This is a genomic window from Streptomyces sp. TOM-9 (genome assembly GCF_056858595.1).
Map to the genome: position 1 here is coordinate 1796422 of NZ_JBXEQB010000001.1, position 24830 is coordinate 1821251.

29 protein-coding genes are annotated in these 24830 nt (G+C 73.8%); 14 read left to right on the forward strand and 15 right to left on the reverse strand.

The window, feature by feature from the left end:
- Positions 1-125 precede the first annotated feature (125 nt).
- Positions 126-776: a TetR/AcrR family transcriptional regulator gene (locus AC1VWI_RS08470; RefSeq protein WP_499510329.1), complete on the forward strand. Its 651-nt coding sequence runs from the start codon at positions 126-128 to the stop codon at positions 774-776.
- Here AC1VWI_RS08470 and def read toward each other — a convergent pair.
- Positions 773-1321, reverse strand: a complete 549-nt coding sequence (gene def, locus AC1VWI_RS08475; protein WP_499510330.1) for a peptide deformylase — start codon at positions 1319-1321, stop codon at positions 773-775. The genes AC1VWI_RS08470 and def overlap by 4 nt on opposite strands.
- Before the next feature lie 163 nt (positions 1322-1484).
- Here def and AC1VWI_RS08480 point away from each other — a divergent pair, with 163 nt between their 5' ends.
- From AC1VWI_RS08480 to AC1VWI_RS08505, 6 genes are all read left to right on the forward strand, one after another.
- Entirely contained in the window at positions 1485-2723 is a 1239-nt protein-coding gene (locus AC1VWI_RS08480; RefSeq protein WP_499510331.1) for a MurT ligase domain-containing protein, read from the forward strand.
- Between the two features lie 31 nt (positions 2724-2754).
- The gene (locus AC1VWI_RS08485) at positions 2755-3483 is read left to right on the forward strand and encodes a type 1 glutamine amidotransferase (protein ID WP_018561605.1); all 729 of its coding nucleotides are present in this window, start codon (positions 2755-2757) and stop codon (positions 3481-3483) included.
- A 187-nt stretch (positions 3484-3670) separates the two neighbouring features.
- Entirely contained in the window at positions 3671-4696 is a 1026-nt protein-coding gene (locus AC1VWI_RS08490) for a 6-phosphofructokinase (protein ID WP_499510332.1), read from the forward strand.
- A 140-nt stretch (positions 4697-4836) separates the two neighbouring features.
- Entirely contained in the window at positions 4837-5790 is a 954-nt protein-coding gene (locus tag AC1VWI_RS08495; protein ID WP_499510333.1) for a cytochrome c oxidase assembly protein, read from the forward strand.
- Between the two features lie 31 nt (positions 5791-5821).
- Positions 5822-6892 carry a hypothetical protein gene (locus AC1VWI_RS08500; RefSeq protein ID WP_499510334.1) on the forward strand — a complete coding sequence of 357 codons (1071 nt, stop codon included), beginning with the start codon at positions 5822-5824 and terminating at the stop codon, positions 6890-6892.
- 71 nt (positions 6893-6963) lie between these two features.
- Complete coding sequence (locus AC1VWI_RS08505) at positions 6964-7125, forward strand: hypothetical protein (protein ID WP_499510335.1); 162 nt, start codon at positions 6964-6966, stop codon at positions 7123-7125.
- Positions 7126-7149: 24 nt separating this feature from the next.
- Here the strand turns inward: AC1VWI_RS08505 and AC1VWI_RS08510 are convergent, their stop codons facing one another.
- The 5 genes from AC1VWI_RS08510 to AC1VWI_RS08530 form a co-directional block, all read right to left on the reverse strand.
- The gene (locus AC1VWI_RS08510; RefSeq protein ID WP_499510336.1) at positions 7150-7662 is read right to left on the reverse strand and encodes an SRPBCC family protein; all 513 of its coding nucleotides are present in this window, start codon (positions 7660-7662) and stop codon (positions 7150-7152) included.
- 33 nt (positions 7663-7695) lie between these two features.
- On the reverse strand, positions 7696-8328 hold the full coding sequence (locus tag AC1VWI_RS08515; protein ID WP_499510337.1) for a TetR/AcrR family transcriptional regulator: 633 nt from the start codon (positions 8326-8328) through the stop codon (positions 7696-7698).
- Positions 8328-9017 carry a hemerythrin domain-containing protein gene (locus AC1VWI_RS08520; RefSeq protein ID WP_499510338.1) on the reverse strand — a complete coding sequence of 230 codons (690 nt, stop codon included), beginning with the start codon at positions 9015-9017 and terminating at the stop codon, positions 8328-8330. The genes AC1VWI_RS08515 and AC1VWI_RS08520 overlap by 1 nt, the downstream gene beginning before the upstream one ends.
- Positions 9018-9144: 127 nt before the next feature.
- On the reverse strand, positions 9145-9525 hold the full coding sequence (locus AC1VWI_RS08525) for a hypothetical protein (protein WP_499510339.1): 381 nt from the start codon (positions 9523-9525) through the stop codon (positions 9145-9147).
- A gap of 125 nt (positions 9526-9650) precedes the next feature.
- Entirely contained in the window at positions 9651-10358 is a 708-nt protein-coding gene (locus AC1VWI_RS08530) for a TetR/AcrR family transcriptional regulator C-terminal domain-containing protein (protein ID WP_499510340.1), read from the reverse strand.
- A gap of 118 nt (positions 10359-10476) precedes the next feature.
- On the opposite strand from AC1VWI_RS08530, the gene AC1VWI_RS08535 reads away from it, so the two are divergent.
- Entirely contained in the window at positions 10477-11922 is a 1446-nt protein-coding gene (locus tag AC1VWI_RS08535) for an MFS transporter (RefSeq protein WP_499510341.1), read from the forward strand.
- Positions 11923-11934: 12 nt separating this feature from the next.
- Here the strand turns inward: AC1VWI_RS08535 and AC1VWI_RS08540 are convergent, their stop codons facing one another.
- Positions 11935-13122 (reverse strand): S1 family peptidase, encoded by a 1188-nt coding sequence (locus tag AC1VWI_RS08540; RefSeq protein WP_499510342.1) that lies wholly within the window; start codon positions 13120-13122, stop codon positions 11935-11937.
- 244 nt (positions 13123-13366) lie between these two features.
- On the opposite strand from AC1VWI_RS08540, the gene AC1VWI_RS08545 reads away from it, so the two are divergent.
- From AC1VWI_RS08545 to AC1VWI_RS08560, 4 genes are all read left to right on the forward strand, one after another.
- Positions 13367-14083, forward strand: coding sequence for a lysophospholipid acyltransferase family protein (locus tag AC1VWI_RS08545; RefSeq protein WP_499510343.1), 717 nt, complete (start codon positions 13367-13369; stop codon positions 14081-14083).
- A 93-nt stretch (positions 14084-14176) separates the two neighbouring features.
- On the forward strand, positions 14177-15247 hold the full coding sequence (locus AC1VWI_RS08550; protein ID WP_499510344.1) for an NAD-dependent epimerase/dehydratase family protein: 1071 nt from the start codon (positions 14177-14179) through the stop codon (positions 15245-15247).
- A gap of 26 nt (positions 15248-15273) precedes the next feature.
- Positions 15274-16104 (forward strand): TIGR02452 family protein, encoded by an 831-nt coding sequence (locus AC1VWI_RS08555; RefSeq protein ID WP_499510345.1) that lies wholly within the window; start codon positions 15274-15276, stop codon positions 16102-16104.
- A 9-nt stretch (positions 16105-16113) separates the two neighbouring features.
- Positions 16114-16476, forward strand: a complete 363-nt coding sequence (locus AC1VWI_RS08560) for a cupin domain-containing protein (RefSeq protein ID WP_499510346.1) — start codon at positions 16114-16116, stop codon at positions 16474-16476.
- A gap of 81 nt (positions 16477-16557) precedes the next feature.
- Here AC1VWI_RS08560 and AC1VWI_RS08565 read toward each other — a convergent pair whose 3' ends face one another.
- On the reverse strand, positions 16558-18159 hold the full coding sequence (locus tag AC1VWI_RS08565) for an alpha/beta hydrolase (protein WP_499510347.1): 1602 nt from the start codon (positions 18157-18159) through the stop codon (positions 16558-16560).
- Positions 18160-18656: 497 nt separating this feature from the next.
- Here AC1VWI_RS08565 and AC1VWI_RS08570 point away from each other — a divergent pair, with 497 nt between their 5' ends.
- Complete coding sequence (locus AC1VWI_RS08570) at positions 18657-19166, forward strand: LysR substrate-binding domain-containing protein (protein WP_499510348.1); 510 nt, start codon at positions 18657-18659, stop codon at positions 19164-19166.
- A 276-nt stretch (positions 19167-19442) separates the two neighbouring features.
- Entirely contained in the window at positions 19443-19754 is a 312-nt protein-coding gene (locus AC1VWI_RS08575) for an antibiotic biosynthesis monooxygenase family protein (RefSeq protein ID WP_499510349.1), read from the forward strand.
- 85 nt (positions 19755-19839) lie between these two features.
- Here AC1VWI_RS08575 and AC1VWI_RS08580 read toward each other — a convergent pair whose 3' ends face one another.
- From AC1VWI_RS08580 to AC1VWI_RS08610, 7 genes are read right to left on the reverse strand one after another with little or no spacing between them, the layout of a single operon-like run.
- A complete protein-coding gene (locus AC1VWI_RS08580; protein ID WP_499510350.1) occupies positions 19840-20283 on the reverse strand; it encodes a type II toxin-antitoxin system PemK/MazF family toxin in 444 nt (147 codons plus the stop codon).
- Entirely contained in the window at positions 20280-21041 is a 762-nt protein-coding gene (locus AC1VWI_RS08585; RefSeq protein WP_499510351.1) for an urease accessory protein UreD, read from the reverse strand. Before AC1VWI_RS08585 ends, AC1VWI_RS08580 begins: the two co-directional genes overlap by 4 nt.
- Positions 21038-21733, reverse strand: a complete 696-nt coding sequence (ureG, locus tag AC1VWI_RS08590; protein WP_499510352.1) for an urease accessory protein UreG — start codon at positions 21731-21733, stop codon at positions 21038-21040. The genes AC1VWI_RS08585 and ureG overlap by 4 nt, the downstream gene beginning before the upstream one ends.
- Before the next feature lie 11 nt (positions 21734-21744).
- Complete coding sequence (locus tag AC1VWI_RS08595; RefSeq protein ID WP_499510353.1) at positions 21745-22419, reverse strand: urease accessory protein UreF; 675 nt, start codon at positions 22417-22419, stop codon at positions 21745-21747.
- Positions 22420-22435: 16 nt separating this feature from the next.
- Positions 22436-24157 (reverse strand): urease subunit alpha, encoded by a 1722-nt coding sequence (locus AC1VWI_RS08600; protein WP_499510354.1) that lies wholly within the window; start codon positions 24155-24157, stop codon positions 22436-22438.
- A complete protein-coding gene (locus AC1VWI_RS08605) occupies positions 24150-24461 on the reverse strand; it encodes an urease subunit beta (RefSeq protein ID WP_499510355.1) in 312 nt (103 codons plus the stop codon). Before AC1VWI_RS08605 ends, AC1VWI_RS08600 begins: the two co-directional genes overlap by 8 nt.
- 10 nt (positions 24462-24471) lie before the next feature.
- Positions 24472-24774, reverse strand: coding sequence for an urease subunit gamma (locus AC1VWI_RS08610; protein WP_499510356.1), 303 nt, complete (start codon positions 24772-24774; stop codon positions 24472-24474).
- Positions 24775-24830: the final 56 nt, after the last annotated feature.

Below are 24830 nucleotides of genomic sequence, written 5' to 3' on the forward strand. Positions count from 1 at the left end.
TCCCCTCCACGTGCTTGTTACTTGCGGTAACGCCAGTGTGTTACCGGCTGGTAAGGGATGTCAACCGGACGAGGGGTGTTACGTTGCGCAGGCGCGAGGAAATTCGAACGGGCGGGGAGGCTCGGGTGGACACCAGCCAGCGGCAGGAGCGGCGGACGCCGTCCGCGGCGGAGGAGCGGCGCAGGGAGCTGCTCGAGGCCGCGGACCGCGTCGTGCTGCGGGACGGCCCCGAGGCGTCCATGAACGCCATCGCCGCCGAGGCGGGCATCACCAAGCCCATTCTGTACCGTCACTTCGGCGACAAGAGCGGGCTTTACCGAGCCCTGGCCAAGCGGCACACCGACGCCCTGCTCGCCAACCTGCGGGCCGCCCTCGACGCCCCCAACGAGCGCCGCGACCGCGTGGAGGCCACCCTCGACGCCTACCTCTCTGCAATCGAGGCCCGGCCGCAGGTCTACCGCTTCCTGATGCACCCCGCCGAGAGCACCGCGGACCCCGACCGCGGTTTCGACATCGGCCGCCACTCCGCCCCCGTGCTGCGCCGCATGGGCGAGGAACTGGCCGACGTCATCGCCGAGCGCCTCGACCTCGGCCCGGAGGGTCAGGTGGCGGCCCGGGTCTGGGGCCACGGCATCGTCGGCATGATGCACGCGGCCGGGGACTGGTGGCTGGGCGAGCGCCCCGTCGCCCGTGACGTCCTCGTCCGCCACCTCGCGGACCTGCTCTGGGGCCGCCTCGCCGCCGTGGGCGACCGCCCGGGCGCGCCGCGTCTCTAGGTACTGTCGGGCGCCCAGGGGGCCCGGCGGACGGCGCGCAGGGCGCGGTGGCGGCGCAGGCCGGTGAGCCGGTCGACGAACAGGCCGCCGCCGAGGTGGTCGCACTCGTGCTGGAGGCAGCGGGCGAAGAAGCCGGTGCCCTCCACGCGCAGCGGGGCGCCGTCGGTGCCGACGCCCTCGACGACGGTCTCGTCGTGCCGGGCGGTGCCCGCGTGGACGCCCGGCAGCGACAGGCAGCCCTCCTCGCCGGTCACCACGACCCCTTCGTTGTGCACGACGCGGGGGTTGACCACGTACCCGAGGTGCCGGACGTCCTCGTCGTCCGGGCAGTCGAAGACGAACACCCGCAGCGGCACGCCGATCTGGTTCGCGGCCAGCCCCACCCCGTCGTGCGCGTACATCGTGGCGAACAAGTCCTCGACGAGGCGCGCGAGTTCGGCGTCGAAGACGGTCACGTCGCGGCAGGGCTCCCGGAGCCCGGGGTCACCCAGCAGCCGCATCGGGCGGACGGTCCCGGAGCTGCCGGGGATGGGGGCGTGTGGCATGCGGGCCAGCGTACGGGGGCGGCTCGTTTCAGCGCCGGTGGGGGAAGTGGATAGGCTGATCGGCGACCGATGCCTTCCGGCCGGTGCAACGGCCCGGGGCACGCACTCCGGCCCGACGGCCGGGGAGGTGAGCGGGGCCGGACGCGAGGAGGATGTGGAGACGATGGCAGGCAATGCGGAGCCACTGTCGCCGCGGGCGAAGCTGGCCGTGACGGCGGGCAAGGCCGCGGCGGCAGTGTCGCGTGCGGCGGGGCGCGGCAGCGGATCGGTGATCGGCGGCCGGGTCGCCCTGAAACTCGACCCTGATCTGCTGGCCCGGCTCGCGACCCATCTCGACGTCGTGCTCGTTTCGGCCACCAACGGCAAGACCACCACGACGAGGCTGCTCGCCGAGGCGCTGCGCGCCAACGGCGAGGTCGTCTCCAACGCCCTGGGCGCCAACATGCCCGCCGGCATCACCTCGGCGCTCGCCGGCGGCTCCGAGGCCCGCTACGGCGTGATCGAGGTCGACGAGAAGTACCTGGCCGGCGTCGCCCGTGACGTCAAGCCCAAGGCCATCGCCCTGCTCAACCTCTCCCGGGACCAGCTGGACCGCGCCGCCGAGACCCGCATGCTCGCCGAGAAGTGGCGCGAAGGCCTGGCCGGCTCGGACGCCATCATCATCGCCAACGCCGACGACCCGCTGATCACCTGGGCCGCCTCCTCGTGCCCGACCGTCGTCTGGGTCGCGGCGGGCCAGGAGTGGAAGGACGACGCCTGGTCCTGCCCCTCCTGCGGCGGTGTCCTGCAGCGGCCGGCCGAGGACTGGTTCTGCGGCGAGTGCGGTTTCCGCCGCCCGACGCCGACCTGGGCGCTGTCCGGCGACCACGTGATCGACCCGTACGGGTCCGCATGGCCGATCCAGCTCCAGCTGCCCGGCCGCGCCAACAAGTCCAACGCCGCCGTGTCGGCCGCCGCGGCGGCCGCGTTCGGGGTCGACCCCAAGGTCGCCCTGGAGCGGATGTACAAGGTGCAGGCCGTCGCCGGCCGCTACGACGTGGTGTCCTTCCAGGACCGCGACGTACGGCTGCTGCTGGCGAAGAACCCGGCCGGCTGGCTGGAGACCTTCTCGCTGATCGACGGCCCGCCCACCCCGGTGATCCTCTCGGTGAACGCCCGCGGGGCCGACGGCACGGACACCTCCTGGCTGTGGGACGTGGACTACACCCGCCTGGCCGGGCACCCGATCCGGGTCATCGGCGATCGCAAGCTGGACCTCGCGGTCCGGCTCGAGGTGGCGGGGCTGCAGTTCGAGGTGTGCCAGGACTTCGACGAGGCGGTGCGCACCTCGCCGGCCGGCCGGATCGAGGCCATCGCCAACTACACCGCCTTCCAGGACCTGCGCCGCCGCGTCGGCAACTGACCGAAGACCCGTTTCGACAGGAGAACACGCTGTGAGCGACTCCAGCCTGCGTCTGGTGTGGGTCTACCCCGACCTGCTGAGCACCTACGGCGACCAGGGCAACGTCCTGGTCACCGAGCGCCGGGCCCGCCAGCGGCGGGTGCCGGTCACCCGGATCGACGTACGGTCCGACCAGCCGATCCCGACCTCCGGTGACATCTACCTCATCGGCGGCGGCGAGGACCGCCCGCAGCGGCTGGCCGCCGAGCGGCTGCGCCGCGACGGCGGGCTGAACCGCGCGGTCGACAACGGCGCCATCGTCTTCTCGGTGTGCGCCGGCTACCAGATCATCGGCCACGAGTTCGTCAACGACCTCGGCCGTCCCGAACCGGGCCTGGGCCTGCTGGACGTCGTGAGCGTCCGCGGCGAGGGCGAACGCTGCGTCGGCGACGTGCTGGCCGACATCGACCCCGCGCTCGGCCTGCCGCCGCTGACCGGCTTCGAGAACCACCAGGGCGTCACGCACGTCGGCAAGAACGCCCGCCCCCTGGCGCGGACCCGCTTCGGCAACGGCAACGGCACCGGCGACGGCACCGAGGGCGCGTACAACGAGACCGTCTTCGGCACCTACATGCACGGCCCCGTCATGGCCCGGAACCCGCAGATCGCGGACATGCTGATCAAGCTGGCGATGGACGTCAGGGCGCTGCCGCCGGTCGACGACCAGTGGTACGAGGCGCTGCGCGCGGAGCGCATCGCGGCGGCGTCCCAGCCGGCCTGAGGTCCGCAACGTCGCGGGGCCGACCGGGGGAAACGGGGCCAGGGCCGGGTTGTGTCCGCAGTGCGGGCGGCGTTTCCGCCGCCCGCGCCCGGCTCGATAACGTAGTGAGCAGCGGTGCGCGTCGCCGCGGGTCCATCCGGACGACGGCGTCCGGCGCCCGGATCGATCTTTCAGGAGTAACGAGCAAATGCGTATTGGTGTGCTGACGAGCGGCGGCGACTGCCCCGGCCTCAACGCCGTCATCCGGTCGGTCGTGCACCGCGCGGTCGTCGACCACGGGGACGAGGTCATAGGTTTCCACGACGGGTGGAAGGGCCTCCTCGAGTGCGACTACCGCAAGCTCGACCTCGACGCGGTCGGTGGCATCCTGGCCCGTGGCGGCACCATCCTCGGCTCCTCGCGGGTCCGCCCCGAGCACCTGCGGGACGGCGTCGAGCGGGCCAAGGGCCACGTCGCCGACCTGGGTCTCGACGCGATCATCCCGATCGGCGGCGAGGGCACCCTCAAGGCCGCCCGGCTGCTGTCCGACAACGGGCTGCCGATCGTGGGCGTGCCCAAGACGATCGACAACGACATCGCCTCCACCGACGTCACCTTCGGCTTCGACACCGCCGTGACGGTGGCCACCGAGGCGCTGGACCGCCTGAAGACCACCGCCGAATCGCACCAGCGCGTGCTCATCGTCGAGGTCATGGGCCGCCACACCGGCTGGATCGCCCTGCACTCCGGCATGGCGGCCGGCGCGCACGCGATCGTCGTGCCGGAGCGCCCCTTCGACGTCGCGGAGCTGACCCAGCGGGTCGGCGAGCGCTTCTCCGCGGGCAAGAAGTTCGCGATCGTCGTGGTCTCCGAGGGCGCGAAGCCGCGCGAGGGCACGATGGAGTTCGAGTCGGGCGTCAAGGACGTCTACGGCCACGAGCGCTTCACCGGCATCGCCACCCGGCTCTCGATCGAGCTGGAGGAGCGGCTGGGCAAGGAGGCCCGCCCGGTCATCCTCGGCCACGTGCAGCGCGGCGGCACCCCCACCGCCTACGACCGGGTGCTGGCCACCCGCTTCGGCTGGCACGCGGTCGAGGCCGCGCACAACGGCGACTTCGGCATGATGACGGCGCTGCGCGGCACCGACATCACGCTGGTGCCCCTGGCCACCGCCGTCGAACACCTCAAGACCGTCCCCGCCGAGCGCTACGTCGAGGCCGAGTGCGTGCTGTGACGCACTGATCACACTCCTCGAACCGCCCCCGGTCGCGAGCGCGACCGGGGGCGGTTCTAGTCTGGTGCGGGCGCACCCGCCCCAACCGGCACATTGCCGACGGCGCGGTGCGTGCGGCAGGCACGACAGGAGAGTGACGGATGGACCACGGCGGACACGGGATGACGGCGGAGCTCCCGCCGTTCACCCTCGGCCGGGGGCTCGAGTTCAGCGGGGATCCGGTCTTCCTGGCCGGCTGTCTGCTCGCGCTCGCGCTCTACGGCTGGGGTGTCGTACGACTGCTGCGGCGCGGCGACCGCTGGCCGGCCGGACGGATCGTCGCCTTCGTCGCCGGCGTGCTGTCCATCGCCCTGGTGATGTGCACCGCGCTGAACGACTACGGCATGGTCATGTTCAGCGTCCACATGGTGCAGCACATGGTCGTCAGCATGGTCTCCCCCATCCTCCTGCTGCTGGGCGCCCCGGTGACCCTGACGCTGCGGGCGCTGCCGACGGCGGGACGCGGCCGCAAGGGCCCGCGGGAGCTGCTGGTGGCGCTGCTGCACAGCCGCTACCTGCGGGTGATCACGCATCCGGCGTTCACCATCCCGCTGTTCATCGCCAGCCTGTACGGGCTCTACTTCACCCCGCTGTTCGACACCCTGATGGGCAGCCGGACCGGGCACATCGCGATGATGGTCCACTTCCTCGCGGTGGGCCTGGTGTTCTTCTGGCCGATCATGGGCGTGGACCCGGGACCGAACCGGCCGAGCCATGTGCTGCGCATCCTCGAACTGTTCGCCGGGATGCCGTTCCACGCCTTCTTCGGCATCGCCCTGATGATGGCGAGCGAGCCGATGATCGGCGCCTTCAAGCACCCGTCCGCCTCGCTGGGGATCGACGCGCTGGACGACCAGACCGCGGCCGGCGGCATCGCATGGGCGTTCAGCGAGATCCCGTCGGTGATCGTCCTCGTGGCGCTGCTGATCCAGTGGTACACCTCCGACCAGCGCCAGGCGCGTCGTAAGGACCGCGCCGCGGACCGCGACGGCGACGCGGAACTGGCAGCCTACAACGCGTACTTGGCATCCTTGGAGGCACGGGGTCGCGGCTGACGGGGCCGCCCGCCGCGAAGGGAGGCCCGCGATGGGCGACCAGGTACGGATATCGGGCGACGCGCTGCAGTTGCCGGGCGGTGTCACGGTGCGCTTCATGCGCACCCTGCGGCTGCCGGAGACGGGGACGCATCCGCTCCCACCCGGGATCGGCACCTTCCCGCTGCGCCGGGTCTCGGACCACCCCGACACCGCCCCGCAGGAATGGCTCGCGCGGGGCGGGGTCATGCTGCCCGTCTACCAGCGCGAGGCCATGTGGCTCAGCTTCTCGGCCTCCGCGCCGGCCGCGCTCCAGGTGGGCGTCGGCAAGGTGTGCGCGGTGTCGGGGCGGCCGTGGAGCGACCGGCTGTCGCAGGACCCGCAGAACTATGTGGTGCTGCCGCGCCAGCCGTGGCTGGACGGCATCAACTCGGGCTCCGGGACGATCCGGCAGTTCGTGGCCGTGCCCCTGGGCCTGGGCGCGACCGTCGAGGGCCAGGTCACCGGCGAGGAGGTCTGGGGCGGGGTGCAGTTGCAGGTGTCCGAACTCGGCGAGGAGCAGTTGGCGGCGTGGCGGGCGGAGCAGCGGCGCCGGGAGAGCACGCGTCGCGCGGCCTTCGGCGGCTACGGCGGCGCCCCGGGGGCGATGCCGATGGCCGCCCCGGCGGCCGCCCCTCCGCCGGCCCCGGGGGGCGTCCCGCGTCCGGGGGGCGCCGCGCGCCGGGCGGCGGGCGTGGGACGGTCCCCGGTCTCCATGGGGCTGGGCGCCGGCGGCCGCATGCGGCAGGAGGTCTACCGCGACGACCGCAAGCCCTCGGACTGGCGCGCGAAGCCCTCGGGCCGGGTCTACGTCCACCTGACGACGGTGCCGGAATGGCGCCGCATCACCGGCGAGCCGGCTCCCCCCTCCCCGGTCAACCGCGCCGCGTACACCGCCGCCGGACTGCCCTGGTTCGACTACTACGACGCCGACGCCGAGGACCTGGCGGCGCCCGGCACGCTCACCCAGGTGAAGCCGGTCGGCGACTGGCTCGGCGAGGACGAGTCGCCGTGGGTGGCGCCGCACCCGGGTCAGGTGCAGCAGCTGGGGGACGAGGGTCAGGTCACCGACGGCGACTGGTAGCGCACGGCGGGCGGCGGCGGGACCATGGAGTCCGGGCCGCCGCCGCGCGGCCCCCGGGGAGGAGGCCAGGGATGCCCACACCTGCCAAGGCGATGATCACGTGCACGGTGGCGTGTCTGGTCGCCGTGACCGCGTACACGGTGGCGCTCGGCCCCAACGGATGGGTGTGGTTCGCCTGGGTCGTCCTCACCCTGGCCACGATCGGGGTGTTCGCGATCCGCACGCCCCGCTGAGGCTTCCCGGCCCCCGGCCCGTCCTCAGGTCCGTGCCGCGGCGGTCTGCGCGTCGCGGGCGGCGATCGTCCCGATGCGGCGCAGGTCGTCGGTGAGGTCACCGCTGCGGTCGAGGTGGGCCGGGACCAGTCGGCCCACGAGCCACCGGAACCAGGCGGGCGTGTTCCTCATGCGGTAGGTCTGCACCACCCGTGTCCCGGTGCCCGCCGGCTCCACCGCGATGGTCCAGTCGGTGCTGTCGGGGAAGAACGGGGTGGCGACGGTACGCCACGTGATCCGGTGCGGGGCCTCGAAGGCCACGATCTCGCAGACCCGGCTCCACCTCAGCCGGCCCGATCGGTTGCGGCCGCGGAAGCGGGCGCCCGGTGCCGCCGTGCTCGCCCCGCGCAGCCAGGTGACCCGGTGGCACTCGTGGCTCCACTCGCTGGTCCGGGTCACGTCCGCGACGACGCGCCACACGGCCTCGGCCGGCGCGTCGACGACCACCTCGGTGCGGCACGTCCGGGCGACGCCCCGCTCCCTGTCGTTGTCCCTCACTGTTCCTCCCCCTCCAGGTCGTGTACTTGGGTCTCACGCGTCGAGCAGCCGGTCGATGACACCGGCCACCCACTGTTCGTACTGCTGCGGTGTCCAGCCGGAGATCCCGGTCAGCAGGTGGTAGACCTCGACGCCGAGGACCGCCCACACCCCGTCGAGCTCCTCCCGGGTCACCGCACGCCCCGTGACGCCGGTCATGCCCTGCTCGACGCTGACGCGCCGGCGCCGCTGGTTGTCCCGCAGCTTCCCCGCCAGGTCGCCGTTGGAGGCGGCCGCCTCGCGCAGCGCGAGGTGCACACCGGCGGTGCGCCGGTGGATGGCGGTGACCAGCCGCGCGGCGGCGGCGATCCGCTCCTGCCGGGTCCCCGACGCGAGTCCGGCGAACTCCGGGCGTTCGGCGAGCGCTTCGGGCTCCGCGTCGCCGACGACGGCGACGTCGAGCGCGGCCATCAGCAGCTCGCCCTTGGACCGGAAGCCCGCGTACACCGTCTCGACCGACACCCCGGCCTCGCGGGCGACGTCACGCATCCCGGTCGCCGCCCACCCCCGCTCGCCGAACAGCCGGACGGCCGCGGCCAGCACGACGGCCCGGGTCTCACCCGCCTGCTGCTCGCGTCGCGGTGACCGGTACGCGCGCCGCGCCCGGGGCTCCTCCTGCTCCGCCATCAGCGGACCTCCCCTCCCCGCTCGGGGTCCTGCGGCCGCCACCATTGCGCCAGGCGCCGCCGGTAGGCGCGGGCGAAGCCGTGCAGCAGGATGAAGCGCGGAACGGGGGGCACCAGGGCGACCACGATCCGGTGCCCCTCGGGGTCGATGCCGTCGAGCAGCCAGTGCCCCTCCATGCCGAGCTGCCCGAACGACTTGGACTTCACGTTGTACCGCTGGTCCCAGGCATGCCACTCGGCCTGCGTGAGGGTGGCCGACACGACGGGCATGGCCTCCTCGACCTCGCGTTCCAGGTGCGGTACGAGGACGGCCGTCAACGCGTCGAGCGCCGCCAGCAGTCTGACGCGCGCCTGGTCGGAGGCCGTCTCCGCGTACCGCCGGGCGGCGTCCGTCACGGTCACGGCCGCCGGGGTGATCCGGCGGTGGTCGGCGTCCAGCGAGTCCAGCAGCGGCCCGGTGGCCGGGTCGCGCTCGCGCACCAGGGGCCACAGGCCCTCGTCCTCGCCGATGTGGTGCGCGTGGAGGAACTCCATCAGCCACACGACGTGCCGGCCGACCGCGCTCCCCTGCCCCGGCTGCGGATGCGGCTCGGTGGACAACACCGTCCGCGTGCGCTCCAGGTCACGGCGGAGCGCGCCGTGCACGATCCCCATCATCCGCGTGTCCGCGGGTGCGTAACCCGTCCCCATGTCGACCTCCCCGTCGCCGTCCTGCTCGGAGACTAGGGCCCGGGATGTTTTCATTACAACGTCGTTCCGGTGAATTTTGGCCCCGTGGGCGGCACCACCCCTCATGCCCCGGCGTGGATGCAGGCCGTCAGGCCCTCGTCCTTCCTCCGCCCCCTGTCACGGAGGCGACCACCTTGGCGATGACGGCCGTCACGACGAGGGTCCCGGTCAGGACCATCCCGACGCCGACCACGAAGAGGCCGCTCGAGTCGTCCGACCAGTCGACGAAGGCGGCGGCGGTCAGGCCGAGCGTGGTGCCGAGCACGGCGGCCATGACGAAGCCGCGGGACGCGGCCCAGCACACGGCCGCCACGAGCGTCAGAACCAGCCCTGCGACCTGCCAGGCTTCGTAGGGACCGGTCACGGTGCCGTCGGGCTGCACATCACGGTGCCTGTCCCAGCCCAGCCAGGCAGCCCAGTCGGCCGACGCGACGACGGCCAGCAGGAGGATCGGCAACAACCGGGACACGGGATTCGCTGTTGATCGGCGCATGACCCGAGCGTCCCGCCCCGCCTGGGCACCGGCCAGAGCGCACGTACTCAGCTCCGGCCGAGTACGTACCCCCCCCACGCGGCAGCCGCAAAGGCCCGGCGTCAGGCGGGGGCGTGGCGGGCGAGGCCGGAGACGAGGAGGTCGAGGCCGAACTCGAAGCGCTCGTCGCCCTCGTCGCGCATGAGGGCGTCGACCATGCCCGTGATGTGGGGAAAGCGCGCGGGGGGCAGCGAGCCGAAGTACTCGCGGATGCGGGCGATGTGCTCGTCGAGGGGGACGCCCGTCCCGCCGAAGCCCTGGCTGTTGCGCAAACTCTCCTCCATCGCGGTGGCGGTGACGAAGAGCGCGAGGGCGTCCACGCCGTAGGCGCAGACCCGGTCGGACAGGCCGCCGGCCTTGAAGACCGCGAGCATGGCCTCGGCGTTGAGGAGGGCGTTGGGGCCGAAGGGGATGCCCTGGCCGATGGCGGCGCGCGCGAGGTCGCGGTGGGCGACGAGGACGCGGCGGCCCTGCCGGGCCATCTCCTTGATCTGCTCCTGCCACCGCTGCGGGTCGGGCTCGGGGCGGGTCACGTCGGCCTGGATGCGGTCGAGGAGCAGCTCCAGCAGCTCCTCCTTGTTGGCGACGTGCGCGTAGAGCGAGGCGGCGCCGGTGTCCAGTTCCTGGGCGACCCGGCGCATGCTCAGCGCGTCGAGGCCTTCGGCGTCGACGACGTGCAGGGCCGCGGTGACGATCGCCTCGCGGCTGAGGCTGCGACGGGGGGCCTTCTTGCGCTCGGGGCGCCAGGGCGGGACGGGGACCGATGTCACGTGCTGCGTACCTCCGGGAGCGGAACACGAACAGCGTACTTGACACGAACACTGTTCGTCTTCTAGAACACTGTTCGTTCAGAACGAACGCCGTTCGTCCGATTCCGCGGAGGCCCCCGTGACCACCCAATCCCTCTCCCCGCCGGCGCCCCCGGCCACCGGCCACCCCCTGCGCAAGCTCGGGCTGGCCGTGATCCTCGCCGTCGAGATCATGGATCTGCTCGACGCCACGATCGTCGGCGTCGCCTCGCCCTCGATCCGCGCGGACTTCGGCGGCAGCTCCACGCAGATCCAGTGGATCACCGCCGCCTACACGCTGGCCTTCTCCGTACTGATGATCACGGGGGCGCGGCTCGGCGACATCGTGGGCCGCCGCCGGATGTTCCTCGTCGGGCTCGCCGGGTTCACGGTGTGCTCCGCGCTGTGCGCGGCCGCGGGCTCCGCGGGGATGCTGATCGGCGGGCGGGCCGCGCAGGGGCTGTTCGCCGCCATGATGGTGCCGCAGGGCCTCGGCATCCTGCGCCAGATGTTCCCGCCGAAGGAGCAGGGGGCGGCCTTCGGTGCGTTCGGGCCGGTCATGGGGCTCGCCGCGGTCGCCGGGCCGGTGCTCGGCGGCTTCCTCACCGACGCGGACCTGTTCGGCTCCGGCTGGCGCTCGGTGTTCCTGATCAACGTCCCGATCGGCGTCGTCGCCTTCGCCGTCGCGCTGCGCATCCTGCCCGAGGGGCGCTCGCCGCACGCGCCGCGGCTGGACCTGCCGGGGTCGGCGCTGGTCAGCCTCGGGGTGCTCATGCTGGTGTACCCGCTGGTCCAGGGCCGCGATCTGGGCTGGCCGCTGTGGACGTACCTGTCGATGGCGGGCGCGGTCCCGGTGCTCGGCCTCTTCGCCTGGTACCAGCGGCGGCTGGTGGCTCGGGGCGGTTCCCCGCTCGTCGAGCCGGGGCTCTTCCGCCACCGCGGCTTCTCCGCGGCGCTCGTGGTGGGCGTGGCCTTCTTCGCGGCGGTCGGCGGGCTGATGCTCGTGCTCACCCTGCACCTGCAGGTCGGGCTCGGCTACAGCGCCCTGCACGCCGGGGCGTCGATGATCCCCTGGTCGGCCGGCACGGTCGTCGGCGCGGTCCTCTCCGGTGCCGTCCTCGGCCCGAAGTACGGCCGGCGCACCATCCAGGCAGGCTTCGCGCTGTCGGCGGTGGCCGTCGCCGCGCTGGCGCTCACCGTGCACCTGGCGGGCCAGGGGGCCACCACCTGGCAGCTGCTGCCCGCCCTCCTGCTGAACGGCTTCGCGATGGGCCTGGTCATGGCGCCGTTCTTCGACATCGCCCTCGCCGACGTCGAGGAGCGCGAGACCGGCTCGGCCTCGGGCGTCCTCAACGCCGTGCAGCAGCTGGGCGGTTCGGTCGGTGTCGCGGTGCTCGGCACGGCGTTCTTCTCCTACGCGGCCGACGGGGGCACGGTGCCCGCGACCCAGTGGACGGCGCTCATGGCCGCGGCCGCGTTCGTCGCGGCCCTGGCGGCCGCCTTCCTGATGCCCCGCCGCGCCCGCGAGGGCGCAACGGGACACTGAAGAGCACCCGCCTCAGGCGGTGTGCAGGGTCAGGCCGTAACGGGCCAGGATCGGGTTGACGGGCTGGAACCAGGTCTCGCCTCCGGAGGAGCAGTTGCCCCAGCCTCCGGAGGTGACGCCCTGGGCCTGGTCGCCGCTGATGAACGAGCCGCCGGAGTCGCCCGGTTCCGCGCACACGTTCGTCTTCGTCAGGCCGTACACGCTGCCCTGGCTGTAGTTCACGGTCTCGTTCTTCGCCAGGACCGTGCCGCAGTGCCAGTGCGTGGTCGACCCGGAGCGGCAGACCGACGCCCCCACCGGCGCTTCGGCGGAGCCGCGCACCAGGGCGTCGGGGACGGTGCCCCAGCCCAGCACCACCGGGACCGTCCACCAGCCGCTGCCGACGTTGACCCAGCCGTAGTCGTTGCCGGGGAACGTGCCGCCCTGGAAGGCGCCGACGTAGGAGCCGTCCCAGCCGTACACGGCGGCGCCGGGCTGGGCGCAGTGCCCGGCGGTGACGAAGCCGCCGTACACCGAGAAGCCGATGGAGCAGCGGATGTTGTGGCTGTAGTACGGGTCCCCGCCGACCGTCCCCGCGGAGAGCGTCTCCGGTGCCTGCGCGGCCCGGCGTACCGAGGTGACGACGGCGCCGGGGGCGGCCCCGCGGGCGGGGGCGACGAAGGCGCGCACCGCCGCGGTGTCCCGGGCGCCCGCGCGGACGTCGACGACGACGCGGTTGGCCCGCGGGTCGACGCGCCAGCCGGTCACGGCCGCCGGAGCGGCCCCCGCCCTGGCCCCGCGGTCCAGGACCGCCTTCGCCGCGTCGAGTTCGCCCGCGGAGTGCTCGACGACCCGTACGGCCGCCCCGGTCCCGCGGACGGCCGCGGCCTTGCGTTCGCCGGTCACGGCGACGACGAGGGTGCCCGTGCGCGCGTCGAACCAGGACCCGCCGTAGTCCGCGCCCGCGGCACGCCGGGCGGCGGGCTCCAGACGGGTGGCGGCGGCCTCGTCGCGCAGGCGTTCGCGCGCCTGCGCCTCGCTCAGGCCCAGGTCGCCGGCGAGGGCCCGGACGAGCCCGGCGGACGGCGTGCCGGCGGCGGACGCGGGAGCGCTCCCGGCGGGAGAGGCGGCGGCGGGAGTGGGCGCGGTGGAGGTCGCGCCCAGTCCCGCCAGAACGAGCAGCACGGACAGGGCGGCACGCGCGCTGATCCTGCGTCTCATGGCAGTTCCCCTAACTGGTGTGGGAGGAAGTGGTGCAGGGGAGGTCGTGAGAGCGCTCTCAAAACTGACGTCGCCGCGAGCCTAGAGGTGACGACTAGTCATGTCCATACCAATCACTCGGCGCGCGCGTACGGGCCCGGTGACGCACGGCACCCGCCGCGCCTAGACTGACCATCCTCGAACCGCGTTGTGACCTGGCAGAACGCCGCCCCGGAGCCGATCGGCGCCAGTTGGGAGTCAGTCCGTGTTCTACTACGTGCTCAAGTACGTGGTCCTCGGCCCGCTGCTGCGGGTGCTGTTCCGCCCGAGGATCGAGGGCATGGAGAACATCCCGGAGGAGGGCGCGGCGATCGTCGCGGGCAACCACCTGTCGTTCTCCGACCACTTCCTGATGCCCGCGATCCTGCCGCGCCGGATCACCTTCCTGGCGAAGGCCGAGTACTTCACCGGAACCGGCATCAAGGGACGGCTGACCGCGGCGTTCTTCCACAGCATCGGGCAGATCCCGGTCGACCGCTCCGGCGGGAAGGCGGGCGAGTCGGCGGTCCGCGAGGGGCTGAAGGTGCTCGCCAAGGGCGAGCTCCTCGGCATCTACCCCGAGGGCACCCGCTCCCACGACGGACGCCTCTACAAGGGCAAGGTCGGCGTGGCCACCATGGCCATCCGCGCCGGGGTCCCGGTGGTCCCGTGCGCGATGATCGGCACGTACGAGATCCAGCCCGCCGGCCGGCGGCTGCCGCGCATCAAGCCGGTGACGATCCGCTTCGGCGCGCCGTTGGAGTTCTCCCGCTTCGAGGGGATGGACAACGAGCGCTTCGTGGTGCGCTCGGCCACCGACGAGATCATGTACGCCATCCTCGGCCTGTCCGGCCAGGAGTACGTCGACCGGTACGCCTCCGAGGTCAAGGCGGAGCAGCAGGGCCAGTCCGGCATCGGCTCCCGGCTGCGCCGCAGCGCCTGACCGGTCGCACCCTGGGCGGTTGCGCCCTGGGCGGATCCGCGCACGGCGAACGCGCCTGGCCCCGCCGGCGCCTGCCCGCCTAGCGTCGCGGTCATGACGAGAACTGCGTTCGTGATCGGGGCGACGGGACAGATCGGCCGGGCGTCGGTACGCGCCCTCGCCGAGGACGGCTGGGAGGTGCGGGCCGCCTCCCGCGGGGGCGGCGGTGACGTGGACTGGCCCGACGGGGTCCGGCCGGTGGCCGTGGACCGCGAGGACACGGCGGCCCTGGCGGCGGCGCTCGGCGAGGGCTGCGACGTGCTGCTGGACTGCGTCGCCTACGGGCCGGAGCACGCACGGCAGCTGACGGACCTGGCGGACCGGATCGGCTCCGCGGTCGTCGTGTCCAGCTGCTCCGTCTACGAGGACGGCCACGGCCGAAGCCTGGACACCGACGGGGAGCCCGGCGGCGCGCCCGTCTTCCCGGTGCCCGTCACGGAGACGCAAGCCGTGCTGGCCGCCGGCGAGGGCGGCTACTCGCCGCGCAAGGTGGCACTCGAGCGCGACCTCCTCGCGGCGGAGGGGCGGTTGCCCGTCACCCTGCTGCGCGCCGGGGCCGTCCACGGCCCGCACAGCCTGCGTCCCAGGGAGCTGTACTTCGTCAAGCGGGCCGTGGACCGGCGGCCGTTCCGGGTGCTCGCGTACGGCGGGGAGAGTCGCTTCCACCCGGTGCACGCCGCGAACCTCGCCGAACTGGTGCGGCTGGCCGCCGGCCGACCGGGCTCCCGGGTGCTCAACGCCGGTGACCCGTACGCCCCGACGGTGGCGGAGATCGCGGACGCCATCGGTGCGGCGCTCGGCCACGAGACGCAGACGTACACCGTGGACGGCCCTCCCCCGGCGAAGAACGTCGGCGACACCCCGTGGACCACGGCCCACCCCTTCGTGCTGGACATGTCGGCCGCGGAGCGGGAATTGGGCTACCACGCCGTGACCGGCTACGCGGAGTCGCTGCCGGAGAACGTGGCCTGGCTGGTCGAGCGGCTCGGCGGGCGGGACTGGCGGGAGGCCTTCCCCGTCCTGGCGTCGACGTACGACCGGTTCGGCGACCTGTTCGACTACGAGGCCGAGGACCGCTGGCTGGCCGCCGGAAAACCGCTCGCCGGGCCCGGGGAGCCCCACTAGCCTCAGGGCGTGGGAAAGGACCGGACATGAGTGCGCGGCTGCGGGCCCTCGCCAAGGAGACGGAAGGCCTCGTCGCGACCGGCCGGTACCGCACGGCACGCGGCGTGGAGGTGGCGATCGGGGAGGCCGTCGCGCGGGCGGTACGGGGGACGCGGATGTACGGCCCCGGGCCCGTCGATCCCGGCCCCCGCGCGGAACGCACCGGGCCCACGGCCTTCGAGGTGACCGGCGAGGACAGCCTGCAGGCGGCGCGCCGCCTGGTGCGGGAGGCACCGGGAGTCCCGGTCGCCGTGCTGAACTTCGCCTCGGCGCGCAACCCCGGCGGCGGCTACCTCAACGGGGCGCAGGCCCAGGAGGAGGCGGTGTGCCGCGCGTCGGCGCTGTACACGACGCTGCTCACGGCGAGGCGGTTCTACGACTGGCACCGGGCCGACCGCAGCCCCTTCTACAGCGACCGGGTGATCCACTCCCCCGCCGTCCCGGTCTTCCGCGACGAGCACGGCGTCCTGCTGGACGAGCCCTTCGAGGCCGGCTTCCTCACCTCCGCCGCGCCGAACGCGGGGGTGATCGCCCGCCAGGACCCCGGCGCCGCGGACCGGGTGCCGGCCGCGCTGACGGCGCGGGCGGGCAGGGTGCTCGAGGTCGCCGCGGCGCACGGCTACCCCTGCCTGGTGCTGGGCGCCTGGGGCTGCGGGGTGTTCCGCAACGACCCGGCGGCGGTCGCGGCCGCCTTCCGCGAGCACCTCGGGCCGGGCGGCCGGTTCGCGGACCGCTTCGGCCGGGTCGTCTTCGCCGTACTGGACCGGCGCGCGGACTCGCCCACCCGGGCGGCCTTCGCCGCCGCCTTCCCCGGGTAGAGGAGTCCCATGAGCGACAAACGCAACATCGACACCGTGATGGACGCCGTGGACCAGAAGTGGATGCCGCACGTCCTCGCCGAGGTCAACGACTACGACGTGAAGGTGGCCAACGTCGAGGGCGACTTCGCCGAGCACGCGCACGCGGACACCGACGAGTTCTTCCTCGTCCTCGCCGGCCGTCTGCACCTGGAACTGCCGGACCGTACGGTGACCCTCGGCCCGCACGAGGTGTTCACCGTGCCCCGCGGTGTCCCGCACCGCCCGCGCGCCGAGGAGGGCACCCGCATCCTGATGTTCGAGCCGCGCGGCACGGTCAACACCGGTGACGGCAACGAGGGCACGGGCACGACCGGGGTGCGGCTCGGATAGCCGCCCGGGCCCGGAACGCCGGACGGCCCCGCCGCGCCCCTGTGGGCGCCGCGGGGCCGTCCGCCTGTGTACCGCGCAGGGTCAGCTCGTGGGCGGCACCGGCGTGGCGTGCGGGGCGCACGTCACGTCGGACCGGTCGAGCGTGCCCGTCACGAAGTAGTCGGTGACCCGGTCGTTGATGCAGGGGTTGACCAGGCCGGTGACGCCGTGCGAACCGGCGCCCTTCTCGGTGATCATGAGCGAGCCCTTGAGCCGCTTGTGCAGCTCCACGGCGCCGGTGTACGGGGTCGCCGCGTCACGGGTGCTCTGGACGATCATGACGCGCGGCAGGCCGTGGCCGGTCCGCACCTCCACGGGGTTCTGCTGCGGGACGCCCCAGGTGGCGCACGGCAGGTTCATCCATGCGTTGGACCAGGTCAGGAACGGGTACTTGGCGTGCAGACGGGTGTTGTCGCGGTCCCAGGTGCGCCAGTCACGGGGCCACTTGGCGTCGGTGCACTCCACCGCCGTGTAGACCGCGTTGCCGTTCTCCGAGGCGATGTTGCCGGCGGTGTCCGACAGGTCGGGCGCCGCGGCGTCGACCAGCGCCTGGGTGTCACCCGCGAGGTAGGCGCTCCAGATGCCGGCCACGGCCGCCCACGACGAGTCGTAGTACGGCGCGCTCTGGAAGAGGCCGAGCAGTTCGGCCGGGCCCACGACCCCGCCGATGGGGTGCGCCTTGGCGGCGGCCCGCAACTGCTCCCACTTCGCCTGGACCTTCGCCGGGGTGTTGCCGATGTGGTAGACGGAGTCGTACTTGGCGACCCAGGCCTTCCAGTCGTTCCAGCGGCCCTCGAAGGCGACGTCCTGGTCGAGGTTGTTCCGGTACCAGATCTGGTCGCGGTCGGGGTTGACGACGCTGTCGACGACCATGCGGCGCACGTGCGACGGGAAGAGCGTGGCGTAGACGGCGCCGAGGTAGGTGCCGTAGGACACGCCGAGGTAGTTGAGCTTCCGCTCGCCGAGGGCGGCACGGACGACGTCGAGGTCGCGGGCGGTGTTGGCCGTCGTCATCTGCGAGAGCACGGCGGCGCCGGTGCGCTCCTTGCAGCCTTGCGCGTACTCGGCGGCCAGCTTGCGCTGCGCCCGCTTGTCGGCCTCGTCGTCGGGGACCGGGTCGGCCTTGGGGGCCTTCACGAACTCCTGCGGGTCGGCGCAGGAGATGGGCGCCGAGTGGCCGACGCCGCGCGGGTCGAATCCGACGAAGTCGTAGGCCTTGGCGGTCGCCGCCCAGATCGGGTTCTTGGTCGTCACGCGGAGCGGGAACCGCATGCCGGAACCACCGGGGCCGCCCGGGTTGTAGATGAGGGCGCCCTGGCGCTCGGCGGCGGTGCCGGTGTTGCCGATGCGGTCCACGGCGATCTTGATCGTCTTGCCGTAGGGCTTGGCGTAGTCGACCGGCACGGTCACCCAGCCGCACTGGACGGGGTTCGCGATGCCCCAGTCGGCCGGGCACGCGGCCCAGTCGATGCCCTTCTTCGCGGCGTGCGCGGCGGCGATCCGTACGCCACGGGCCTCGGCGGCGCCGCTGTGACCGTGGGCCTTCGGCGTGCTGCGGGCGACCGCGGTCTGCGGTGCCGCCGTGGCGACGGTGCCGGCTATCAGGGCCGCGGTCAGCCCGAGCACGGCCGTGCGTCTCACCATGAACTCCCCCTGCTGTTGGTGCCGCTTGTGGCGGCCTGAACGCAACTGCAGGGGGATCCTTTCGTCCCGGAGGCCCCGGAGAGAAGATCTTATGAGTGTTTCTTTACCAACGCATAAGGCGGGAACTCCGGTTGGCGGCGTGCGCGGGGCCTCGCCCCTGGCGGCCGGTGCCCGGACGGCGAGGGCCCTGGCACGGCTGCGGGAAGTGCGCCCGCGCGCCCGGATGACGCTGCGGGTGCTGGACCGCGCGGAGGTCGTCGCCGGGGTGGCGGCGGGAGAGCCCGGCCTCGGGCTGGCCGACGGCGCGGCGGCGCCCGGCGATCCGCTGCGGCTGCCCGAGGCCGGCCCGCTGCACGCGGTGCGCTGCGCCGAGGGGGACCTGACGGTGGTCCTGGCGGAAGATCATCCGCCGGCACGCCGGCAAGGGTGCGGCCGGCGGCGGACGGGGAGGGCTTCCGGGCGCGGGGGTGCGGCACGAGGGACCCGAGGTCCGGACGGTGCTGGCACTCGTCAGGTCGGGGCTCGGTCCGGCGCTGCTGCCGCGTTCCGCGGCCGAGGCGGCGCCCGGCGATCCGCTGCGGCTGCCCGAGGCCGGCCCGCTGCACGCGGTGCGCTGCACCGAGGGGGGACCTGACGGTGGTCCTGGCGGAAGATCATCCGCCGGTCCGCCGGCGGGGGTGCGGCCGGCGGACCTCGCGGACGCCCTGCGGGACGCGCCGACCGCCGCGCTGCCACCGGCGCTGCTGCATCCGGCGGCGGCCGGGCAGGGCCTCCGGGCGGGGGTGCGGCACGAGGGACCCGAGGTCCGGACGGTGCTGGCACTCGTCAGGTCGGGGCTCGGTCCGGCGCTGCTGCCGCGTTCCGCGGCCGAGGGGGCGGCCGGCGTCGCCGTGGTGCCGCTCACCGCGCCGCGGCTGGTCCACCGTACGGAGGTGCTGCACCGCGGCGGCGCGGGCGGGGCGGCGGCGGTGCTGACCGGCCTGCTGACCGGGGCGCCCGTCCCGTAGCGGCGGATGGGGCTCACCCGTTCGGCCCAGCGCCTTTTGCCCCGCCCAGGTGACGGCCGCACAGTCGAGGGACGGCGGTAACTGGGCGCCCCATCCCCCCGGGATGGACGAGGCGGTCCCCCGGGCGACCGTCCCGGGACCCGCGTTCGACGGCCCCTGCCACGCGACTCCCGCGCCGCCCCGTGCGATCGAACGGCCCGCCCGGGCCCCACGCCACCGTCCTGAGCGCGGCTGCGGCGTGCGCACGGTCCTCGCGCCCCCAAGGATCGAGGTCCCATGGACAGCACACCGAAGACACGCGTCGTTCTGCGGATTCGCCTCCACGAGGGCAAGGGGGATCAGTATGCGGCGGCATACGACCTCGTGCACCAAGGCATCGTCTCGGCAGACGGCTTCATCAGCTCGCAGCTGTGCCGGTCCCACGCGGACCCGGACAGCTGGATCGTGACCAGCGAGTGGCGGTCGCTCGACCAGTACCTCGCGTACCTGGCGAGCGAGGACTTCAAGGCGCGGCGAGTCGGGCTGCGCGAGTGCATCGTGGAGCACGAGTCGACGCAGTACGCGGTCGTCGCCGACGTGAAGCCATGACGCCGTGACGCCGTGAAGGCCCCGGCCCCGGCCCCGGCCCCGGCCCCGGGGCGGTAACCGTCCCCGGGGCCGGTCCGCGTGCGCGTCAGCGCCAGCGGTAGAGCTCCTTGAGCCGGTTCACGACGATGTTGAAGCGGCCCCGGTCCAGCGCGCAGGCCTCGCGGCGCATGCCGTCGGGGTGGACGCGCAGCACGCGGTCGACGTTCACCCAGGACGGGCGGCCGGACTTGTCCCACGGGCCGGAGCCGATGGCGACCCACTCGCGGTCGTCGTTGTGCTCCTTGCTGGACAGCTGCACGGCGAGCAGCGTGTCGGTCCTCTCGCGCGCGACGACGAGGACCGGGCGGTCCTTGCCGCGGCCGTCGTTCTCCTCGTAGGGCACCCACGTCCAGACGATCTCGCCCGGGTCGGGGTCGCCGTCGTGGGCGGGGGCGTACTCGGTGCGGACGGGGCCGACCTGCTCCGGCTGGGCCTCGGTGGTCGCGCTGGGGCCGTAACGGCCCGGGTTCTCGGTGTCTATCGACGTCACGGGGCCACGCTAGCCGACAGGATACGGCGCAGGCACAGCCCGTCGGGCGCGAGGGCGGTCAGCAGCGCGGCGGGACCGGCGAGCGGGGTCAGCACGGCCTCGCCCTGTTCCGCGTCCCGCACCGGCACCCGCGCCTCCACCGGCTTGTCCGTGAACGCGGGGTCCACGAGCAGCAGTTGGCCCGCCGCCCGGTGCGTGTGCAGGACGGCGGGCCCGGCCCAGCCCGCCGCGCCCGGCCCGAAGGAGAGTTCCTGGTCCAGCAGCGGACGGCCCCCGACCCGTACCGTGAGGCGGGTGGTGAGCCGGCCCGGCCGCTCCCCCGCCCGGCCGAGGATCTGCTCCTCGCGCAGCACGAGGCGGGCGCCCGGGGCGAGTTCGGCCGTCGTGGTCATGAGCAGGTCGCTGCCCTCCGCGGCGATCAGCGGCTCCGGCAGCCAGTGCAGCACGGCGTCCTCGCCGACGGTGAGCCGTACGTCGTACCGCGCCTGCTCCCCGCCCCGGCCGGGCAGCGACACGGTGGCCGCCGCCGCGTCCACGTGGAGCACGGCGCCGGGCCGGACGGTGACGTGCACGGCCAGCCGGTCGCCGCCCAGCGGCGCGCTCATGGCGCCGACGACCGTCACCCGGGCCGCCCGTTCGTCGGCGGCCCGCGTACGGCGCAGCGCGAGCGGCCCCTCGCCGGTGAGTTCGGGCAGTGCGGTGCCGCCGCGGCCGTCCGGGACGGCGGTGATCCGGGCGGTGGCGTGGACGCCCCTCACGCGGGGACCGCTGCCCAGGCCGCCAGCCGCGTACGGATCCAGTCGGCGACGGGGGCGACGCCGTTCTCGGCGACGAGGGAGGTGAAGACCACCGGCAGGTCGCCGCGCTGCCGCTTGGCGTCGCGCGCCATGCGGCCGAGGTCCGAGCCGACGTACGGGGCGAGGTCGGTCTTGTTGACGACCAGCAGGTCCGCGGTGGTGACCCCGGGGCCGCCCTTGCGCGGGATGTCGTCGCCGCCGGCCACGTCGATCACGAAGACCTGGGCGTCGACCAGGCCCTTGGAGAAGGTGGCGGTGAGGTTGTCGCCACCGGACTCCACCAGGACGAGGTCGAGCGGCCCGACGGCGTCCTCCAGGTCCTCGACGGCCTCGAGGTTGGCCGAGATGTCGTCGCGGATCGCGGTGTGCGGGCACGCGCCGGTCTCCACTGCGGCGATCCGCTCGGGCGGCAGGACGGCTTTGCGCAGGAGGAAGTCGGCGTCCTCGCGGGTGTAGATGTCGTTGGTGACGACGGCGATGGACAACTCCTCGCGCAGCGCACGGCACAGCGCGGCGACGGTGGCGGTCTTGCCCGAGCCGACCGGGCCGCCGAGACCGATCCGCAGGGCGCGGCGGCTGCCGTCGGGGCGGGCGGTGGGGGTGGCCCAGGTGTGCCGTTGCGGGAAGACGGTGTGGTCGTGGTCGAGGTGCATGAGGGGTCCCCTTAGGAGGCGAAGAGGCGGACGGGCCACCCGGCGTGGGCCTCGGCGTACACGTCGAGCAGCGGCGCGGAGGCGGCGGGCAGGGCGTCGGTGCCCTCGGTGAGGCAGCGGTGGGCGGCGTCGGCGGCCCGGGCGGCGACCTCGTCCAGGTCCGGGGCGAGCCGGGCCAGGACGGCGGTCACCGCGAACGGGTCGAGGCTCAGCAGGCGTACGGCGGCGGTGGCCGGGCCGGTCACGGCCTCGTACGCCGCCGCGTGGGCGGCGTCCAGCGGGGTGAGGCCGGCGGCCCGGGCGGTCACGCCGAGCACGACGGGCTGGTGGGCCCCCCGCGGCCGGGCGGCGGCGAGCGCGTCGAGCGCGGGCGACGGCCAGGCGGCGCGGGCGGCCCGCGTCATCTGGCGGCCGAGGCGGCGGGCGGTCTGCCGCAGCGCGGGCGAGGGGGTACGGGCGTCGGCGGCCTCGTCCAGCGCGAGCGGGTCGGCGCCCGCGGCGGCCGCGGCGGCGAGCGCCGCGGCCACCAGGCCCGTGGTGTGCAGCCTGCCCCGGCAGAACTCCTCGAGCGTGCCGGGGCCGGTGATCCGGCCCGCCGTGACGGCCGCCTCGGCCCCTCCGGAGTGGGCGTGGCCCCCGGCGGGGAAGCGGCCGTCGGCGAGCAGCAGCAGCGCGGCGCGGTTCATCGTCCCCCTGCTCCGTTCAGAACAGGAAGTACCGCTGGGCCATGGGGAGTTCCACGGCCGGGGCGGGTTCGACGACGTCTCCGTCGATGCGGACGGTGAAGGTGTCGGGGTCGACCTCGACGTGCGGCATGGCGTCGTTCTCGCGCATGTCCGCCTTGGTGACGCGCCGGGTGTCGCGGATCGGGAGGAACCGCTTGCCGAGGGCGAGGCGTTCGGCGAGGCCGTCCTCGAGGGCGGTGTGCGTCACGAAGGTGAAGGAGTTGGCGGCGGGCGCGCCGCCGATCGCACCGAACATCGGGCGCGGCAGGACCGGCTGGGGGGTCGGGATGGAGGCGTTGGCGTCGCCCATCTGCGCGTAGGCGATCTGGCCGCCCTTGAGCACGAGGTGCGGTTTGACGCCGAAGAACGCCGGGTCCCACAGCACCAGGTCGGCGAGCTTGCCGCTCTCGACCGAGCCGATCTCGCCGTCGAGGCCCTGGGCGACGGCGGGGTTGATCGTGTACTTGGCGACATATCGACGTGCGCGCAGGTTGTCGGCCCGTCCGTCGCCGGACAGGGCCCCGCGCCGCCGCTTCATGACGTGCGCGGTCTGCCAGGTGCGCAGGACGACCTCGCCGACCCGGCCCATGGCCTGCGAGTCCGAGGAGATGATCGAGATCGCCCCCAGGTCGTGCAGGACGTCCTCGGCCGCGATCGTGCCGGGCCTGATCCGCGACTCGGCGAAGGCGAGGTCCTCGGGCACGGAGGGGTTGAGGTGGTGGCAGACCATCAGCATGTCGAGGTGCTCCTCGACGGTGTTGACGGTGTGCGGCCGGGTCGGGTTGGTCGAGGACGGAAGGACGTTGCGGTGGGCGACGACGGTCATGATGTCGGGCGCGTGCCCGCCGCCCGCGCCCTCGGTGTGGTACGCGTGGATGCCCCGGCCGGCGATGGCGGCGAGGGTGTCCTCGACGAAGCCGGCCTCGTTGAGGGTGTCGGTGTGGACGGCGAGCTGGGCGCCGGTCGCCTCGCACACCGTCAGGCAGGCGTCGATGGCGGCCGGGGTGGCGCCCCAGTCCTCGTGGATCTTGAAACCGACGGCCCCGCCCCGCAGCTGGGAGAGCATCGCCTCGTGGGAGACGGTGTTGCCCTTGCCCAGCAGGCCGATGTTGACCGGGTAGTGCTCCAGCGCCGCGAACATCCGCGCCAGGTGCCAGGGCCCCGGCGTGATGGTGGTGGCCTTGGTGCCCTCGGCCGGGCCGGTGCCGCCGCCGACGAGCGTGGTGATGCCGGAGGCCAGCGCCTCGTCCACGATCGTCGGGGAGATGAAGTGGACGTGCGCGTCGACGGCCCCGGCGGTGACGATCCTGCCGTTGCCGGCGATGACCTCCGTCTCGGGCCCGATGACGAGGTCCGGGTGGACGCCGTCCATGGTGTCGGGGTTGCCGGCCTTGCCCAGCGCCGCGATCCGCCCGTCGCGGATGCCGATGTCGGCCTTGACCACGCCCCAGTGGTCCAGGACGACGGCGCCGGTGATCACCGTGTCGGGGGTGCCCTCGGCCCGGGTGGCCCGGGCCTGCCCCATCGACTCGCGGATCACCTTGCCGCCACCGAAGACGACCTCGTCGCCCGAGCCGTCGGCGCCGCCCGACAGGTCCCGCTCGACCTCGATCAGCAGGTCGGTGTCGGCGAGCCGTATACGGTCCCCGGTGGTCGGCCCGAACAAGTCGGTGTAGACGGCACGCGAGAGCTCAGCCATCGAGGGCACCTCCGGTCTCTCCGCGCAGCCCCGCCACGATCCGCGCGCCGCCCAGCGGCACGAGCTCGACCTCGACGGGGATGCCGGGCTCGAAGCGCACGGCGGTCCCGGCGGCGACGGCCAGGCGCTTGCCGCGGGCGGCGGCGCGGTCGAAGACGAGACCGGGGTTGGCCTCGGCGAAGTGGTAGTGGGAACCGACCTGGACCGGCCGGTCGGCGGAGTTGAGCACGGTCAGCCGGGTGACCGGCTTGCCCGCGTTGAGCACGACGGGCTCACCCGCGTGGAGGATCTCCCCGGGAATCACGCGGCGCCCCCTAGACGATCGGCTCGTGGACGGTGACGAGCTTGGTGCCGTCCGGGAAGGTGGCCTCGACCTGGACGTCGTGGATCATCTCCGGCACGCCCTCCATCACGTCGTCCCTGGTGAGCACCTTGCGGCCGGAGGCCATGAGTTCCGCGACGCTGCGGCCGTCCCGTGCGCCCTCGAGGAGGTGCGAGGTGATCAGGGCGATGGCCTCCGGGTGATTGAGCCTCAGGCCCCTGGCCCGCCGCCTCTCCGCCACGTCCGCGGCGACATGGACGAGCAGGCGTTCCTGCTCGTGGGGGGTCAATTGCATGGCCACACCTCGCAGTCGTCCCGGGTGAACGGACCCGCGGGGGCCCCGGCCGGCGG

Excerpts from the sequence above, each read along its gene's own strand:
- AC1VWI_RS08480 (WP_499510331.1), top strand. The coding sequence starts at position 1,485 with ATGGCAGGCAATGCGGAGCCACTGTCGCCGCGGGCGAAGCTGGCCGTG.
- AC1VWI_RS08520 (WP_499510338.1), bottom strand. The coding sequence starts at position 9,017 with ATGGGGACGGGTTACGCACCCGCGGACACGCGGATGATGGGGATCGTG.
- AC1VWI_RS08565 (WP_499510347.1), bottom strand. The coding sequence starts at position 18,159 with ATGGTGAGACGCACGGCCGTGCTCGGGCTGACCGCGGCCCTGATAGCC.
- AC1VWI_RS08575 (WP_499510349.1), top strand. The coding sequence starts at position 19,443 with ATGGACAGCACACCGAAGACACGCGTCGTTCTGCGGATTCGCCTCCAC.
- AC1VWI_RS08495 (WP_499510333.1), top strand. The coding sequence starts at position 4,837 with ATGGACCACGGCGGACACGGGATGACGGCGGAGCTCCCGCCGTTCACC.
- AC1VWI_RS08490 (WP_499510332.1), top strand. The coding sequence starts at position 3,671 with ATGCGTATTGGTGTGCTGACGAGCGGCGGCGACTGCCCCGGCCTCAAC.
- ureG (WP_499510352.1), bottom strand. The coding sequence starts at position 21,733 with ATGCACCTCGACCACGACCACACCGTCTTCCCGCAACGGCACACCTGG.
- AC1VWI_RS08555 (WP_499510345.1), top strand. The coding sequence starts at position 15,274 with ATGAGTGCGCGGCTGCGGGCCCTCGCCAAGGAGACGGAAGGCCTCGTC.
- AC1VWI_RS08610 (WP_499510356.1), bottom strand. The coding sequence starts at position 24,774 with ATGCAATTGACCCCCCACGAGCAGGAACGCCTGCTCGTCCATGTCGCC.
- AC1VWI_RS08595 (WP_499510353.1), bottom strand. The coding sequence starts at position 22,419 with ATGAACCGCGCCGCGCTGCTGCTGCTCGCCGACGGCCGCTTCCCCGCC.
- AC1VWI_RS08540 (WP_499510342.1), bottom strand. The coding sequence starts at position 13,122 with ATGAGACGCAGGATCAGCGCGCGTGCCGCCCTGTCCGTGCTGCTCGTT.
- def (WP_499510330.1), bottom strand. The coding sequence starts at position 1,321 with ATGCCACACGCCCCCATCCCCGGCAGCTCCGGGACCGTCCGCCCGATG.
- AC1VWI_RS08505 (WP_499510335.1), top strand. The coding sequence starts at position 6,964 with ATGCCCACACCTGCCAAGGCGATGATCACGTGCACGGTGGCGTGTCTG.
- AC1VWI_RS08515 (WP_499510337.1), bottom strand. The coding sequence starts at position 8,328 with ATGGCGGAGCAGGAGGAGCCCCGGGCGCGGCGCGCGTACCGGTCACCG.
- AC1VWI_RS08560 (WP_499510346.1), top strand. The coding sequence starts at position 16,114 with ATGAGCGACAAACGCAACATCGACACCGTGATGGACGCCGTGGACCAG.
- AC1VWI_RS08500 (WP_499510334.1), top strand. The coding sequence starts at position 5,822 with ATGGGCGACCAGGTACGGATATCGGGCGACGCGCTGCAGTTGCCGGGC.
- AC1VWI_RS08600 (WP_499510354.1), bottom strand. The coding sequence starts at position 24,157 with ATGGCTGAGCTCTCGCGTGCCGTCTACACCGACTTGTTCGGGCCGACC.
- AC1VWI_RS08550 (WP_499510344.1), top strand. The coding sequence starts at position 14,177 with ATGACGAGAACTGCGTTCGTGATCGGGGCGACGGGACAGATCGGCCGG.